Source organism: Glycomyces niveus (assembly GCF_017592475.1).
GTDB classification, from domain to species: Bacteria; Actinomycetota; Actinomycetes; order Mycobacteriales; family Micromonosporaceae; genus Glycomyces; species Glycomyces niveus.
The window spans coordinates 168,124-184,059 of record NZ_JAGFNP010000011.1 but is presented as its reverse complement, the minus strand read 5'-3'; the positions used below and the strand labels follow the sequence as shown (position 1 = coordinate 184,059).

14 protein-coding genes are annotated in these 15,936 nt (G+C 69.9%); 3 read left to right on the top strand and 11 right to left on the bottom strand.

Features of this window, described 5'->3' with window-relative positions:
* Positions 1 to 28 precede the first annotated feature (28 nt).
* The 5 genes from J5V16_RS18800 to J5V16_RS18780 all read right to left on the bottom strand — a co-directional run bounded on the left by J5V16_RS18800 (position 29) and on the right by J5V16_RS18780 (position 6,086).
* On the bottom strand, positions 29 to 535 hold the full coding sequence (locus J5V16_RS18800) for a DUF948 domain-containing protein (protein WP_208498382.1): 507 nt from the start codon (positions 533 to 535) through the stop codon (positions 29 to 31).
* Positions 528 to 1,418, bottom strand: a complete 891-nt coding sequence (locus J5V16_RS18795; RefSeq protein ID WP_208498380.1) for a hypothetical protein — start codon at positions 1,416 to 1,418, stop codon at positions 528 to 530. Before J5V16_RS18795 ends, J5V16_RS18800 begins: the two co-directional genes overlap by 8 nt.
* On the bottom strand, positions 1,411 to 2,775 hold the full coding sequence (locus J5V16_RS18790) for a replication-associated recombination protein A (RefSeq protein WP_208498378.1): 1,365 nt from the start codon (positions 2,773 to 2,775) through the stop codon (positions 1,411 to 1,413). The genes J5V16_RS18795 and J5V16_RS18790 overlap by 8 nt, the downstream gene beginning before the upstream one ends.
* Before the next feature lie 130 nt (positions 2,776 to 2,905).
* The gene (locus tag J5V16_RS18785) at positions 2,906 to 3,799 is read right to left on the bottom strand and encodes a hypothetical protein (protein WP_208498376.1); all 894 of its coding nucleotides are present in this window, start codon (positions 3,797 to 3,799) and stop codon (positions 2,906 to 2,908) included.
* Positions 3,800 to 3,896: 97 nt separating this feature from the next.
* Positions 3,897 to 6,086: an immunoglobulin-like domain-containing protein gene (locus J5V16_RS18780; protein WP_208498375.1), complete on the bottom strand. Its 2,190-nt coding sequence runs from the start codon at positions 6,084 to 6,086 to the stop codon at positions 3,897 to 3,899.
* 259 nt (positions 6,087 to 6,345) lie between these two features.
* On the opposite strand from J5V16_RS18780, the gene J5V16_RS18775 reads away from it, so the two are divergent.
* Entirely contained in the window at positions 6,346 to 7,416 is a 1,071-nt protein-coding gene (locus J5V16_RS18775) for a PQQ-dependent sugar dehydrogenase (RefSeq protein WP_208498373.1), read from the top strand.
* A 63-nt stretch (positions 7,417 to 7,479) separates the two neighbouring features.
* On the opposite strand, the gene J5V16_RS18770 is transcribed toward J5V16_RS18775, so the two are convergent.
* From J5V16_RS18770 to metF, 6 genes are all read right to left on the bottom strand, one after another.
* On the bottom strand, positions 7,480 to 8,847 hold the full coding sequence (locus J5V16_RS18770; protein WP_208498371.1) for a serine/threonine-protein kinase: 1,368 nt from the start codon (positions 8,845 to 8,847) through the stop codon (positions 7,480 to 7,482).
* A 183-nt stretch (positions 8,848 to 9,030) separates the two neighbouring features.
* Positions 9,031 to 10,818, bottom strand: a complete 1,788-nt coding sequence (gene aspS / locus J5V16_RS18765; protein ID WP_307793015.1) for an aspartate--tRNA ligase — start codon at positions 10,816 to 10,818, stop codon at positions 9,031 to 9,033.
* Between the two features lie 290 nt (positions 10,819 to 11,108).
* On the bottom strand, positions 11,109 to 11,537 hold the full coding sequence (locus tag J5V16_RS18760) for an SAV_6107 family HEPN domain-containing protein (RefSeq protein WP_208498367.1): 429 nt from the start codon (positions 11,535 to 11,537) through the stop codon (positions 11,109 to 11,111).
* A gap of 347 nt (positions 11,538 to 11,884) precedes the next feature.
* A complete protein-coding gene (locus tag J5V16_RS18755) occupies positions 11,885 to 12,265 on the bottom strand; it encodes a tetratricopeptide repeat protein (protein ID WP_208498365.1) in 381 nt (126 codons plus the stop codon).
* A gap of 44 nt (positions 12,266 to 12,309) precedes the next feature.
* Positions 12,310 to 12,918, bottom strand: coding sequence for a hypothetical protein (locus J5V16_RS18750; protein WP_208498363.1), 609 nt, complete (start codon positions 12,916 to 12,918; stop codon positions 12,310 to 12,312).
* Between the two features lie 118 nt (positions 12,919 to 13,036).
* Complete coding sequence (gene metF, locus J5V16_RS18745; RefSeq protein ID WP_243901419.1) at positions 13,037 to 13,942, bottom strand: methylenetetrahydrofolate reductase [NAD(P)H]; 906 nt, start codon at positions 13,940 to 13,942, stop codon at positions 13,037 to 13,039.
* Positions 13,943 to 14,008: 66 nt separating this feature from the next.
* Between metF and J5V16_RS18740 the strand changes: the two genes are divergently transcribed.
* A complete protein-coding gene (locus J5V16_RS18740) occupies positions 14,009 to 15,091 on the top strand; it encodes a polyprenyl synthetase family protein (RefSeq protein WP_208498361.1) in 1,083 nt (360 codons plus the stop codon).
* Positions 15,092 to 15,241: 150 nt separating this feature from the next.
* Entirely contained in the window at positions 15,242 to 15,922 is a 681-nt protein-coding gene (locus J5V16_RS18735; protein ID WP_208498359.1) for a hypothetical protein, read from the top strand.
* Positions 15,923 to 15,936 lie beyond the last annotated feature (14 nt).

The following is a 15,936-nucleotide window of genomic DNA, read 5'->3' as shown; positions in this document are numbered from 1 at the left end:
CTCCTCAACCTGATTATTCGCGCGGCGGCTATTCGGCGGACTTCCGGCGGGACTTCGCGGCCCGCTTGGCCTCGCGCTTGGACTGGCGGGAGGCCTCGACCATGCGGCGCACCTGCTGCTCGTCGACCTCCTGGTTGCGCTTCTTCACGGCGGTGCGCAGGCCGAACCCGAACGCGGCGGCCTTGATCAGCGGCGAGCCGACGGCCGAGACGACCAGGCTGGTGATGTTGGCGACGTTGGAGGAGATGTGCGCGGCGTTCCCGGTGATCGCGCCGACCTTCTCCAGCTCGCCCTCGACCTGCGTGAGGTTGCCGTTGACGTTGTCGAGCGTGGTGTTGACGTTCCGCAGGATCGGGCCGATCTCGTGGTCGACCTTGTCGAGCGTCTTGTTGACGCGGTTGAGGGTCGCGGTGGCCTTGTTGATGAGGCGGAAGGCGAGCATCACGCACAGGAGGAAGAAGCCGAGCCCCGCGAGCAGGACCCCCAGCTCCCAGACACTCCCGGTCCATCCTGCCGCCAAGGTCTCCTCAGGCACGGTCTCCCCCTGTCGCGATTCCCCGGTGTCCGACACCGGCGATGAAGTGTGTGGTCCCGTCGCTCTCGCGGCTCGCAGGCTTCGCCGAGGCTGCTTGCGAACCGTCAATCGGCGCTGAGACCCCCCTCGCGCGGCCAGCGGCCCCGCCGAGACGGGGGCGGCGCGGCGCGGACGAACCGGGGGCTCTCGCACAAGAGCAACGCGGTGTCGACCTTACCTTGCGGGACCGGACATCCGGCGCAACGGGGCACGTCGGTCCACAGTCCAGTCCGCGAGGGAGATTCAGCCCGCCGACTCGCCGCGCCCGCGGCGAGCTTGCTAGCCGTAAATCGGCACTGTGTTCGGCGGCGAGGCGCGGCAGGGCCGCCTGCTGCGCGATGACGGCCGTGACCTCGGCGCCGACGCACAGCTCGTAGCGGTCGCCGCAGTCGACCGGGACGACCCACAGCTCCAGGTACAGCTCGTCGCGCACGTAGCAGCCCTCCTCGCCGAGGCCGCCGACGCACTGCTCGGGATCGGCGGGGGTCCAGCCCGCGTTGAGGACCGCCTGCCAGTACTCGTTCGCCGTGTCGTCCACTGTGCCTTCAGAAGTCCACGTGCGCATCCGCACCCGGCACTCCCCCAGGCACCAGCGGGAGCCGTACGTCTCGTCGTGCACGCTCACCGCGGCCCAGCCCGGCACCGCGAGCTCGTCCACCGCCCGGCGCGTCGGATCGACCGAGAACGCCCGGCCCAGCCACAGCACGGCCGCGACCAGGAGCACCGCGAGGACCGCGATCACCGCCACGGTCATGCGCAGCCGCTCGATGCGCGCCCCCGACCGCTCCAGGTCCGCCGCGATGCGTTCCGACGCGCGCCCGGGGCGGCGCGGCGGTTCAACCATCGGCCGGCCTGCGCACGATCCGGCGCAACTTCTCCAGGCGCTCGCCGATCTCGGCCTCGCGGCCGTGCCGCGTCGGCCGGTAGTAGTCCCGCCCGGCCACCACGTCGGGCGCGTACCGCTGCGGGACCACACCGCGCGGATCGGCGTGCGGGTAGACGTACCCCTTGCCGTGGCCCAGGTTGCTCGCACCGCCGTAGTGGGCGTCGCGCAGGTCCACCGGGACCGGGCCGATCTTCCCTTGGCGCACATCGCGCATCGCCTCGTCGATCGCGGTGATGACCGCGTTCGACTTCGGCGCGGTCGCGAGGTGCGCGACCGCCTGCGCGAGGTTGATCCGGGCCTCCGGCAGGCCGATCCGCTCCACTGCGGTCGCGGCGGCCGTTGCGGTCAGCAGCGCGGTCGGATCGGCCATGCCCACGTCCTCGGACGCGAAGACGACCAGGCGGCGGGCGATGAACCGCGGGTCCTCCCCCGCCACGATCATCCGCGCGAGATAGTGCATCGCGGCGTCCACATCCGAGCCGCGGAGGCTCTTGATGAACGCGCTCGCGACGTCGTAGTGGCCGTCCCCGTCGCGGTCGTAGCGGACCGCCGCCGTGTCGATCGCGGCCTCCACCACGGCGACCGTGATCTCGGTGCCGCCCTCACCCGCCACGGTCAAAGCCGCGGCTTCCAAGGCGGTCAACGCTTTGCGGGCGTCGCCGGCGGCCGTGCGCACCAGGTGGTCGCGGGCCTCCTTGTCCAGGGTGACCGTGCGGTTCAGGCCCCGCTCGTCCTCGACGGCGCGGTCCACGAGCTCGCCGATGTCGGTCGAGTCAAGCTCACGCAGAGAGAGGAGCACGCAGCGGCTCACGAGCGGGGCGACCACTGAGAAGTAGGGGTTCTCGGTGGTCGCGGCCAGGAGCGTGATCGTGCGGTCCTCGACCGCGCCGAGCAGCGAGTCCTGCTGCGTCTTGGTGAAGCGGTGCACCTCGTCGATGAACAGGATCGTCTGCGGGCCGCCCGTGCGGCGGACGCGGCGGGCCTCGTCGATCGCGGCGCGCACGTCCTTCACCCCGGAGTTCAGCGCCGACATCGCCCGGAAGCGCCGCTCGCCTTGCGCCACAAGGTGGGCGATCGTGGTCTTGCCCGTCCCGGGCGGACCCCACAGGATCACCGACATCGGCTGACGGCCTTCCACCACCTGGCGCAGCGGCGAACCGGGGCCGAGCAGGTGGTCCTGCCCCACGAGCTCGTCGAGCACGCGCGGGCGCATCCGCACCGCCAACGGCTCGTCCCCCGAGGCCGAGCCGGTGCCCAGAATCCCCGAAGCCTGCGGTTCGGGCGGGGTGCTGTCGAACAAACCTGGAGCGTCCATATCGCGATCAGCGTAAGGCATGGGCATGAGCACTCCGCAGATCAGCGTCCGAACCGGGAGGTTCACCGCGTACGAGAACGAAACGGCCGCCGCACCGGGTCCGGTGCGGCGGCCGTTCAGCTCGCGGAGGTTACATGCCGCCGCCCATGGCGGAGGTGAACTCCTCGAAGTCGTGCAGGTTGGTCGACTCGGGGGCCTTGATGTCGTAGGTCCCGCCGATCTCGGTGATCTCGCTGGTCATCTCCATGGTCATGCCCTCGATCTCGGGCATCGCCATGGTCATGGACTTGAGCAGGCCGTCGCCGTCGAGCGTCACGGTCACCTCGGTGCCCTCGATCATCGCGGCCGCGTCGGAGCCCGCGTCCGAACCGGCGCCGAGGCCGGCGCCGCTCAGGCCCGCCAGCGCCTCGGAGTCGGCGCTGAGCGTGCCGGTGTAGACGCCGTCGCCGGTCTCCTTCACGTCGGTGAGGCCGGTGAGGATGAGCTCGGTCTGCTGCGCGAGGTCCATGCCGCCGTACTGGGCGTAGGCCTCGGCGATCGCGTCCTCGGAGGTGAGGTCCATGGTGAACCAGGCGTCCTCGCCGTAGCTCTCGGCCATGGCGTCGAACATGCCGCCGGAGAGCTGCATGTACATGACGTCGTCGACGACGACGGTCTCGGTGTGCATGTCGCCGAACATCGCCTCCATCTCCGGCGGGACCTCCTCGCCGGAGGCCTCGATCATGGCGCTCATGAAGATGTCGGCGCTGGCCTTGGAGCTCTCGCCTTCGTAGGCGCCGGTCATGACCATGAACTCGGTGCCGTCGACGGTCATCGAGGCCTCCATCTGGTAGGAGGAGGCGTTCAGGTTCTCGACGGAGGCGAGGATGGCCTCACCGGGGCTGAGCGCGGCGGCCGCGTTCTCTTCGGCTGCGGTGGTCGCGCCTTCTGAGGGCTTCTCTTCGCTGCCGCAGGCGGAGAGGCCGAGTGCGACGGCGGGGATGGCGAACGCGCCGACGAGGCGGGTCGCGGTACGGGAAGACATGGGTGCTCCTGAGTATCGGGGGGATCTGAGTTCCGGTTCAGAGCTTAAGGGACGGCCTCCACACCCGCTGGTCTGGAAGCCGCCCCTGACTGAATCGTTACCAGGCCTTTTGCAGCCGTTCGTACTCGGCGGCAGTGATCGGAAGCACGGTGCCGTGGCGCGGACTGGACGGCAGGTCGTACTCGGCGACCGGGGTCCATTCACCGGAGGCGAGATCGGTGGTCTCGAACGGGACGTAGCCGCGTCCGCCGAACTCGTCGATGAAGAGGTACCACTTGTCCTCGGTGTTGGACTTGAAGACCAGCGGGCCTTCGCCGGCGCCGATGGCGCCCGAGCCGATGCAGTCGGCGAGGAACTGCCATTCCGCGTCGGCGGCGAGCGAGGAGGCGGTCTCGGCGAGGATGAACTTGCCGCACGGGGTCGAGGCCGAGTTCGAGCGCTCGTCCTTGGTGAAGCGGTAGTAGACGCCGTCGTCCTCGATCATGGTCGAGTCGATCGTGGAGTAGCCCTGGTCGACCCAGACATGCGCTTCGGAGAAGTTGACGAAGTCACGGGTCGTCGCGTACATCATGCGGTGGTAGAAGCCCTCGGAGTGGTCCTCGGTGGTGAACAGCGGCGACGCCCAGTAGACGACGTACGCGTTCTGCTCGGGGTCCCAGTAGGCCTCGGGCGCCCAGGTCGCGCCGGCGTTCTCGGGCGAGACCTCGACGAGGCGGCCTTCGCTCCAGTTCACGAGGTCGTCGCTCTCCCACACCATGATGGAGAGGCTGCCGTGCCGCTGGGCCCGGTTCCAGTCGCCGTTGCCGTTGATCTTGAGGTCGGTGGCGATGAGGAAGAACCGGTCGCCTTCGGGCGAGCGGATGAGGAACGGGTCGCGGACGCCCTGCTCGCCCTGGTCGGAGGTGAGGATGGGCTGCGCGTCGTTCAGTTCCGTGAAGCTGAGCGGGTCGTTGCCGTCGCTGAGCGCGCCGTAGACCTGCTCGCCGGTGGGGGTGCCCTCGCCGGTGAAGTAGGTGAAGAAGTAGCCGGTGTAGTCGGCTTCGGCGGGCAGCGGCGGGACGGTCGCGATGAAGGTGAGCTTCTCGGTCTCCTTGCCGCGCTTGACCGTGGCCTTGAGCTTGACGGTGTAGGTCTCGCCGCCGGGCTCGGCGCGGTGCACGAGGCCGTCGTTGGCGATGACGGCGCGGTTGTCGGACTTCCAGGTGATCTGGGAGCCGTTGGCGCCTGCGGCGGGCAGGTGGATCGCCGAGCGGACGTCGTCGAGGTTGGGGATGGCGATGGCGGCGGCGTCGAGGGCGACCGCTTCCTCGTCGTCGTATTCGGCGAGCACGGTCGCCGTGAAGTCGCGTTGTTCTTGCACGGAGCCGAGGATAACGGTTGCCGTGAGGTTGACGGACGCGTCGTCGGCGTCCATGGCCGGACGCGTGACCGTCCCGTCAGTGCCTATGACCTCGGGATCACTTGAGGCCCAGGTGATCTGGGAGCCGTTCGCACCACGGGACGGCAGGTCGAGATCGGCGGTGACGGCACTCGTGTCGCCGAGGTCGATCGCGTCGGCGTCCTGGGCGGCCTTCTCGGCGCTGATGTGGGCGGCCTGCGCACCGATCTCGGCGCCGGTCAGCGCGCCGTCATAGATCCGGAAGTCGGCGAACTTGCCGTTGAGGTAGCGGTCGCCGCTGTACAGGGAGCGGCCGAGGTAGTTGGCGGTGGTCACGCCGGCGCCGATGTCGCCGGGCTTGATGGTGACCCCCTCGTTGCGGGCCACTTCCTGGCCGTTGAGGTAGAGGACGGCGGTGCCGCCGGCGAGGGTGTAGGCCAGGTGGTTCCAGGTGCCGCGCGCGAGGTTCTGGCCGGTCGAGGCGTTCTGCTCGCAGGCCCAGTGGCAGGTGGAGATCGAGGTCCGGTAGCCGTTGCCGGTGGTGAAGAGGTAGCCGTCGCCCCAGTCGCCGCTGGAGTTGCCGAGGCCGTAGATGAAGTACGGGCTGGCCTGCTCGGGCTCGATGTACACCTCGGCGGTCACGGTGACCGCGTCGAGGCCGGCCAGGAGGTTGTCGGGCATGTCGACGTAGTCGTCGACGCCGTCGAGATCGAGGCCGTCGTTCCAAGTGCCACCGACGAGGACGCCGTCGTGGCCGTGGCCGGAGGCGTCGGCGACGACACTCCCGCTCGTCTCGTCGAACTGGTACCAGAGCAGCGGCCCGTCGGCCGGGGCGGCGATCGCCGCCGATGCCGGAACCGTCACCGCCGCAACGGCGACGAGGGCTCCGATGAATCGCTTAGACGTCACTGTCCAACCTTCTTCACTCGAGTCGATCGCACAGGTAGACACCTGAGTGACCGATAACCAACAAGGGGTTGGCGCCAGCTTATTCCAACCATCGACATAAGTGAACGTGAGAATGTCACGATTCTCGATCGATTCCGGTGGACCCTCTCGCCTGGACATTCAGACCAAATCCTGCCTACGATGGCAATTTCATAGATATCCCTCTATATCAGCTTTTCTTCGCTTTCTGACCCGGCACCAAGAGAGACAAGGAGCAGCGATGCGACGCAGACTGCCCGCCATCGGCGCGGCCCTCGCGGGCCTGGCCCTGGCCGTCGGCACGGCCACGGCCTCGGCCCAGGAAGCCCCCGGCCCCGGGGCGCTCCAGGACCCCGCCTTCGACTTCCGAACCGGCGACACCGTCGCCACCGGCCTCACCATCCCGTGGGGGCTCGGGTTCCTCCCCGACGGATCGGGGATCGTCGCCGAACGCAACTCCGGCGACGTGCTGCGCATCGGCACCGACGCCGACCCGGTGGTCCTCGGCACCCTCGACGTCGTCGGGGGCACCGGCCAGTTCGACGAACGCGGGCTCCTCGGCCTCGCCATCTCCCCCACCTTCAGGACCGACGGGTGGGTGTACGCGTACCTCTCGACCGCCGAGGACAACCGGGTCGTGCGGTTCACCTTGGACCGCTTCGAACCCGAGCCGATCATCACCGGCATCCCCGCCGCGCTCAACCACAACGGCGGACGGCTCTCCTTCGGTCCGGACGGCAAGCTCTACATCACCACCGGCGACGCGAACGACACCGCGAACGCCCAAGACCTCGACAGCCTCGGCGGAAAGATCCTGCGCGCCAATGCAGACGGGTCCGTGCCCGAGGACAACCCGATCCCCGACTCCCTGGTCTACACCTGGGGCAACCGCAACGTGCAGGGCCTCTCCTGGGACGCCGACGGCGGCCTCTACTTCTCCGAGCTCGGCCAGAACACCTGGGACGAGCTGAACTACGCCGAACCCGGCGCGAACTACGGCTGGCCCGAGGTCGAAGGCACCGGCGGTGCGCCGGAGTTCGTCGACCCGCTGGTCACCTGGACCACGGCCGAGGCCTCGCCTTCGGGTGCGGAGGTCGTGGGCGACACGATGTACGTCGCGGCGCTGCGCGGCCAGCGCTTGTGGACGGTCCCGGTCGCGGGAGGCGAAGCGGGCGAACCGGTCGCGGTCCTGGAGGGCACGCTCGGTCGCATCAGGACGGTCGAACTCGGCCCGGACGGCTGGCTGTGGGTCGCCACCTCGAACGGCAACGGTCAAGACAAGGTGGTGCGGTACCGGCCGATCGGCGGGTGACGCCAACTATGAATCGACCCCCGAGCCAAGCCCGGGGGTCGTTTCGGTGCATCGGTCCCGAGGCTAAGCGTTATTGCTCGCTTCGACAGTCGGCGATTCGGTTTCGTCCGGTGGCGTCGTTTCCTCATCGGGCGGCGTCGTCTCGCCGGCGGGAGAGGAAGTCTCGGAGTCGGGTGAGGACGTCTCAGTGTCTGGTGACGAGGCGTCTTCGCTCGGCGTCTCTGAGGTCTCCTCCGGGGTGGTCGGCTGCCAGTGGTCGTCGTCGTCGTCTTCGGTGGTGGTCTCCACCATGGAGGGCGACTCCGCTTGGCTGACCTGCGAAGGCGACGGGGACTCGGAGTTCTCAGTGATCTGCGGTTCGTCCCCGCGGTATTGGTTCCACCAGATCAGCAGACTGATGAGGACCAGGATCGCGACGACGGCCGCGGTGATGATCCACGGTGTGGCGTTCTGCTTCTCGTCCTGCTGCGCCATCTGGCCGGTCGGCTGCTCGGCGGTGTTCCCGCCGCCCACACCGGCACCGATCAGCGCCGTCTGGTCGGAACCGAAGTACTGGGTCGGCTGGCCGTCGGGCGGCGTCGTGGGCGAGATCGGGATGCCGCCGGTGACGACGCGGCCTTCGCGGGCGGAGCGGGCCATCTCGGCGGCCGAGGTGTAGCGGGCGCGCGGGTCCTTCTGCAGGGACTGGAGCACGACCTGGGCGACCCCGGCGGGGATGTCGCGGGAGAGCGGGGGCGGGGCCTGGGTCATGTGGCCGTTCATGACCGCGACGGGCGTGTCCGAGACGAACGGCGGGCGGCCCATGAGCATTTCGTAGGCGACGATGCCGAGCGAGTAGAGGTCGCTGGCGCCGGTGAGTTCGGCGCCGTTGAGCTGCTCGGGGGAGGCGTACGCGAGCGTTCCCATGACGGTGCCGGTCTCGGTGAGGCCGGAGGCGCCGCGGGCGGCGGAGATGCCGAAGTCGACGATCTTGGCCGCGCCGGTCTCCTCATCCACGAGGAGGTTGGCGGGCTTGATGTCGCGGTGGATGATGTCGTGGCGGTGGGCGGTCTCGAGGGCGTCGGCGGCGGCGGCGACGATCTGCATGACCTCGGCGGGCGGGAGCGGTCCGCGGTCGCGCAGGATCTCGGCTAGCGAGCGGCCGCGCACGAGTTCCATGATGAGGTAGGAGACTTCGCCGTCGTCGTTCGTCTCTTCGCCGTAGTCGTAGAGCGCGACGATGCCCGGCGACTGGAGGGCCGCGACGGCGCGGGCCTCGAGCTGGAAGCGAGCGCGGAACTTGTCGTTACTGGACAGTCCAGCATGGAGGATCTTAATCGCTACAGTGCGGCCGAGCCTGGTGTCGGTGCCTTTCCAGACCTCCCCCATGCCGCCTGCGGCAAGCCGCTCGTCCAATCGATAGCGACCCGCCACCAAGGTCCCGCTCTGCACGTCGAACCCGCTCCTCTTACTCCTGCTTCGGCCGGATGTTACATATAGCAGCCGTCAGCGGACCACGGCCGCCGCCTTCACGGACTCCTGCCAGTCGGAATTGGCTGAGGGGCAACCGGGCACGCATCGAACGAACGGCGGCCCGGGCCGTAGACCCGGGCCGCCCACAACGACATCGTAGGACTAACCGGCAAGCGGTTCGGAACCCGCTTCCTCCTCCGGCACGAAGTCGATGCCGGCCTCGGCGCGCTGCTCGGGGGTGATGCGGGTGGGAGCCGAGGTCAGCGGGTCCATGCCGCCGCCCGACTTGGGGAACGCGATGACGTCGCGGATCGAGTCGGACTTGGCGAGGAGGCCGCAGACGCGGTCCCAGCCGAGGGCGATGCCGCCGTGCGGCGGCGCGCCGTACTTCAGGCCCTCGAGGAGGAAGCCGAACTGCTCCTTGGCCTCCTCGTGGGAGAGGCCGAGCACGTCGAAGACGCGGCTCTGGACCTTGGCGTCGTGGATACGGATCGAACCGCCGCCGAGCTCGTTGCCGTTGCAGACGATGTCGTACGCGTAGGTGAGCGCGTTCGCCGGGTCGGTCTCGAACTTGTCGACCCACTGCGGGTTCGGCGAGGTGAACGGGTGGTGGATCGCGGTCCAGCCGCCGTTCTCGGTGGGCTCGAACATGGGGGCGTCGATGACCCAGCAGAAGGCCCAGGCCTCGGGGTCGATGAGCCCGGTGCGCTTGCCGACTTCGAGGCGGGCGGCGCCCAGCAGCTCCTGCGCCTCGCGGCGGTCGGCGCCGGCCGCGAAGAACACGGCGTCGCCGGCCTTGGCGCCGACGGCGTCCGCCAGCCCGGCCAGGTGCTCCTCGGAGAGGTTCTTGGCGACGGGGCCCTTCGGCTCGCCGGTCTCGGCGTTGAAGGTGATGTAGGCGAGGCCCTTGGCGCCGCGCGCCTTGGCCCAGTCCTGCCAGCCGTCGAGCTCCTTGCGGGTCTGCGAGGCGCCGCCGGGCATGACGACCGCGCCGACGTAGCCGCCCGCGTCGATCGCGCCGGCGAAGACGCGGAACTCGGTGCCGCGCAGGTAGTCGGTGAGCTCGACGAGCTCCTGACCGAAGCGCAGGTCGGGCTTGTCCGAGCCGTAGCGGTCCATGGCGTCGTGCCAGGTCATGCGCGGGATCGGCAGCTGGATCTGGTGGTCGGCGAGCTCGGACCAGAGGGCCTGGACGACGCGCTCGCCCAGGTCGATGATGTCGTCCTGGTCGACGAAGGAGGCCTCGATGTCGAGCTGGGTGAACTCGGGCTGGCGGTCGGCGCGGAAGTCCTCGTCGCGGTAGCAGCGGGCGATCTGGAAGTACTTCTCGAAGCCGCCGACCATGAGGAGCTGCTTGAACAGCTGCGGGGACTGCGGTAGGGCGTACCAGGTGCCGGGCTGGAGGCGCACGGGCACGAGGAAGTCGCGGGCGCCCTCGGGGGTCGAGCGGGTCAGCGTCGGGGTCTCGATCTCGACGTAGCCGTCCTCGACCAGGAGGTTGCGGGCGATGTGGTTCGCCTTGGAGCGCAGGCGGATCGCGTGGCTCGGGCCGGTGCGGCGCAGGTCGAGGTAGCGGTGGCGCAGACGGATGTCCTCGGAGACGTCCACGTGGTCGTCGATCTGGAACGGCAGCGGCGCGGACTCGGACAGCACCTCGAGGACGGTCGCGTTGATTTCGATCTCGCCGGTGGGGAGTTCGGGGTTCTCGTTGCCTTCGGGGCGGCGCGCGACGGTGCCGGTGACGGAGACGCAGTACTCGTTGCGGAGCTTCTGGGCCGCCTCGGCGGCCTCGGAGTCGCGGAAGACGACCTGGACGACGCCCGAGGCATCGCGCAGGTCAACGAACTCCACCCCGCCGTGATCGCGGCGACGCGCCACCCATCCGGCGAGGGTGACTTGCTGGTCGACGTCAGCGGCACTCAGCGTGCCGGCGAGGTGTGTCCGATACACGGGTTCAAAACTCCTCGAAGGAAACGGTTGGTCGATTGACCGGCGGAGCCGGTACGGACCCCGGGGCTCGCCCGGAACGCCCGCGCCGAGGCCCGCTCCGCGGGCCGGGGCCAATGACATTCTCTCGAGAACCCGGTGCCAGCAGCAATCGTATAACCGCCCGCACCGCAGCGAACCGCCCGTGCCGCCCGCCACGGCCGACGTCACCCAGGTCACCGCAGTGTGAGCTGACGAGGCGAGGACGGGCGGTGCACACGGTCGGAGCGCGAGCGCGCTACTGCGCCTCTATTTCAGCGCGCGAGCGCGCTGAAGCCGAGCAGTCTCACCACCACGTCGAGGAAGCGGCGGGCGTCGGCGACGATGGCGTCGGCCTCTTCCGGGGTGACGATGTCAGGGATGCCGGCCTGCGCGAGGACCCGTTTGCGGGCGGTGCGGGCGAAGTGCGACGCCCACTCCTCCAGCTCCGGGGCGACGCCGCGCAGCAGCTCCCAGGTGCTCGACGGGCGGCCGGGCCGGCGGCGTCCGGTGGCGTCGCCCGCCCGCACGGCGAGGACGGCCACGGCCACGCGGAGGGCGGCCAGGTGGGCCTCGGCGTAGCGTTCGCCGGGGCGGGTGCGCTCGGCGGCGTCGTCGAGGTCGACTCGGGCGGTGGCGAGGAGCTGGAGCGGGGACCGGTTGGGTAGTTGGTCGGCGGGGATGCGCAGACGGGAGTTCTGCACGGTGCCCGCTTGCACCAGTCGGGGGCCGCTCGCGCCGCGGGTTCCCACGGGCGAGGCGGATCGGGTTACAGCGGGTCGAGAAGCTGCCATGACGTGGGCCTCCTAAACCTGTTCGAACTTGCGTTCGAGAAATATGGAACCACAGGGGTCCGACATTTCCAACCCCCATCGTCGCCCGAAATCAGCAAATCGCTACGGAGTGTCGCGCATCCGACAGGACTGTCGTTGCGCGGCAATGCGAAAGGGGCCGCGAACCTAACGGTTCGCGGCCCCTTACGTTCACCTGCGGCACACCTGTTGTTCGAACAAACGCGGGCGGCCGCGCTAAGCCGCCCGGGTCCGGGCGGCTACTCGGTGATCTCGTCGATCATGCGGAGGTGACCCCGCGCCTCGTCGGCGCGGCCGAGCCGCTGCAGCGTGCGGCCGAGCAGCAGGCGGGCGTAGAAGTCCGCCGGGTTGGCCTCGACCATCTTCTCGGAGAGCTCGAGCGCCTTGTTCAGCTGCGCGGACTTGAAGTAGGCGCGCGCGGCGACGAGCATGACGTCCGGGTGGTCCGGGTGGTCGCGCAAGAGCGGCGCGAGGAACTGCAGGGCTCCCAGCGGGTCCTTGAGCGCGAGCATCTCCTCGGCGTCGCGCAGCCGCCGGGTCTCCTCGGGGATCTGGCGCGGCCGCGAGTCGGAGTCGATGAACGCGGCGATCTGGTCGTCGGTGATTTCTTCGTAGCGCATTCCGTCGACAACGCAACGACCCCTCGGATCATTCCCGCCCCTGCTCAGTCGTTGCGCAGCGCCGTCGACACCACGATCACCAGCTGCAGCAGGCCCAGGGCCGCCAAGAGCATCCACGCGGTGACCGCGATCGTGATCGCGCCGCCGATCCACTGCTCGTACTGGCCGCCTCCCGCGACGGCGATCACTCCCGCCGCGCCGAAGCCCAGGGCCACCACGATCTCGCGGACCGACCGCTCCCCCATGGTGATCATGCCGAGTTCGCGCAGGCCGACCTGCCTCGCGCGGTTGCGCGTGAGCACGTACATCCAGCACAGCGCGCCCGTGAGCGTGACGCTCCATCCCGGCGCGCCGAGGAACCACAGCGCGAGCAGCCAGGCCCCCTCCGAGAGGCGCGCGGCCAGCGGCTCGAACACCAGGACCCGCCGGGACAGGCTCGTCGAGCGCGCCGCCAGCAGCGCGTACGACGCGTCCGCCAGCGCCGTGACCGCGATGAGCGGCAGGGAGACCAGGATGATCGGTCCGCCGAGGAGGACGCAGACCGGGATGAGGAGGCTGGCGGAGAGGCCGACGCCGACGACGGCGCCGGGAGGGAACCGGGTGGAGAGGATAGCCCTGCCCACAAGGGAGTCGGGGGCCACGCGGGTACGCATGGATGTTGTTGTAGCAGATGGCATCAAACGCGCATTCGCAGCATCGAACATAGAAGAGCACTCTACGTGTTCGCGGGGTGACCGCAATCCCTCGATCGGGTAGCCGACACTCGCCTCGCTAGGAGCGCAAGTTCTCCCAGACGCGGCGTGTGGAGCGCGAGTGGTTCAGGGTGGTGAAGTGCAGCCCGGGGGCGCCTTCGGCGAGGAGCCGGGCGCCCATGTCGGTGGCGACTTCGACGCCGATGTCGCGGATGGCGTCGCGGTCGTCCTCGACGGCGCGAAGGCGTTCGGCGAGCGCTTCGGGGAAGGTCATGCCGGTGAGGACCGCGAACCGCTCGATCTGCTTGATGTTCGTGACGGGCATGATGCCCGGGACGATCGGGATGTCGCACCCGGCGGCGGCGACGGCGTCGCGCAGGCGCAGGTAGTCCTCGACGTCGTAGAAGATCTGGGTGATCGCGAAGTCGGCGCCCGCCCGGCACTTCTCGACGAAGTACCGCACGCCGGTCTCCCAGTCGGCGTCGCGCGGGTGGCCTTCGGGGAAGGCCGCGACGCCCACGCTGAAGTCGCCGGACTCCTTGATGAGTTCGACGAGCTCGCGGGCGTGGAGGACGCCTTCGGGGTGCTGGACCCAGTCGGCGCGGGGGTCCCCGGGCGGGTCGCCGCGCACGGCGAGGATGTTGCGGACCCCGACGTTGGCGAAGTGGCCGATGAGGTTGCGCAGCTCGGCGATCGAGTGGTTGACGGCCGTGCAGTGGGCCATCGTCAGCAGGGTCGTCTCGGAGTTGATCCGGTCCGTGGTCTCGACGGTCTTCTGCCTGGTCGAGCCGCCCGCGCCGTAGGTGACGGAGACGTAGTCGGCGCTCAGGCCCTCGAGGGCGCGGATGGTGCGCCACAGGACGGTGTCGGCGTTCTCGTCGCGGGGAGGGAACATCTCGAAGGAGAACTTCGGCATGCCGGAGCGCAGCAGATCACCGATCTTGGCGGTCTTCTGCGGCATCACGCTGGGCACTCCGAGAGTCATGCCTGCAAATGTAACGGCCCGGGTACACGTGTGCTGACCTGCACTGGCGACCACCCAATAGTTGGGATGGAACGGCATGAGCCTAGGGTTCGACCCGTGGAGCTCAACGACCGCATCGACGCCGCCCTGACCGTGTTCCTGGACCGGCAGGCCGCCGTGATCTGCGGGATCGACGACAGCCTCGCGGCGTACGCGGACGCGGTGCGCGACTTCGTGCTGCGGGGCGGCAAGCGCCTGCGGCCGGCGTTCGCGTACTGGGGCGCGCGGGGCGCGGGGCTCGCCGATTCGGACGAGCTCGTGGCGTGCGCGGCGTCGCTGGAGCTGCTGCAGGCGTCGGCGCTCATGCACGACGACCTCATCGACGGCTCGGACACCCGGCGCGGCATGCCCTCGATCCACCGGCGGTTCGCGGCACTGCACGAAGCCGAGGGATGGTCGGGACGGCCCGGCGGGTTCGGGGCGGCAGCGGCGATCCTGCTCGGCGACCTGTGCCTGGCGTGGTCGGACGAGCTGTTCTGCTCGGCGGGGATGCCGTTCGCGGCGGTCGCGGCGGCGCGCCGCGACTTCGACCTGATGCGCACCGAGGTGAGCGCCGGGCAGTACCTCGACGTGCTCTCGGAGGTGCGGCGGGACGTCTCGGAGGCGACGGCGGCGAAGGTGGCGCGGTACAAGTCCGCGAAGTACACGATCGAGCGGCCGATGCTCATCGGGGCGTCGCTGGCGGGCGCTCCGGAGCGGATCCGTGCGCACTACTCGGCGATCGGGCTGCCGCTGGGCGAGGCGTTCCAGCTGCGCGACGACGTGCTCGGGGTGTTCGGCGACCCGGCGCAGACCGGCAAGCCCGCCGGGGACGACCTGCGGGAGGGCAAGCACACGTTCCTCATCGCGCGGGCGTCGGCGGCGGCCGACGCGGCGCAGCGGGCGGCCCTGGACGCGGGACTGGGGAACCCGGAGCTCGACGAGGCCGGCGTGCGGCGGCTGCGGGCGATCCTGATGGACACCGGGGCGCTGGCGGACACGGAGGAGCGGATCGCGGCGCTGGCGGCGGAGGCCGAAGCGGCGCTTGAGGAGTCGCGGGCCGACGTGGACCCGGCGGCGCTGCAGGTGTTCGCGGGACTGCTGGTCAGGGCCGTGAAGCGGGACTTCTGAGCACCGCTTCAATAGCAGTCCACACTGGATTCCGGGCGCCGATCGGCGCCGGTTCACCCGAACGGGCCGATTCGCACCCGCACGGGTGACGCAACGGTTACCACCCGTCCCCTCGCTCGTTGATCCGAGTGAAGGACACGGACATGGACGGTGGACACAGTGGGACTCTTCGGCGCCATCGGGCGCGAGACCAGGGGCGCGTTCCGTTCGCTCGGATACGACCTGCGCCGGTCGCGGCGCTTCCGGCGGGTCGGCGCGATCGCGGTGGTGGCGGTCGCGGGCGGCATGATCGCGACCGGGGCGCTGCTCCGCGAGCCCGTGCCGGGCCTGCAGGGCCTGGCCGACGATGGCTCGGACATCACCGAGGGCTGGTTCGGCCTGGGCGCGGACACGACCGGGCAGGACGCGGAGTCGGCCGAGGAGTCGGCTTCGCAGTCGCCTTCGCCCGCGACGGAGAACGCCGAACCCGAGGCGTCGTACAGCACGCCTTCCCATGAGGCGGGGGGCAGGCATCTCGGCGACGCGCCCGGACTCGTGCCGGTGGACGGCGGGGAGAGCCCCGACCCGGTCGAGGAGGGCTCGCCGACACCGACGCAGGAGCCCACCGAGGAGCCGACGGAAGAGCCCACCACGCAGGGGCCGACCGAGACGCCCACCGAGGAGCCCACCACGGCGGAGCCCACGACCGAGGAGCCGGCGCCGAGCGCCTCCCTGCCCACGAGCACCGCCCCCACAGGCGGCGACCCGACCCAGCCGACCACTGAGGCGAGCGCCGAGCAGGTCCCGCGCCACACGACCGCGCCGGTCCCGCACAAGCGTCCCGTCGACTGAAACCGTTGCGGCCC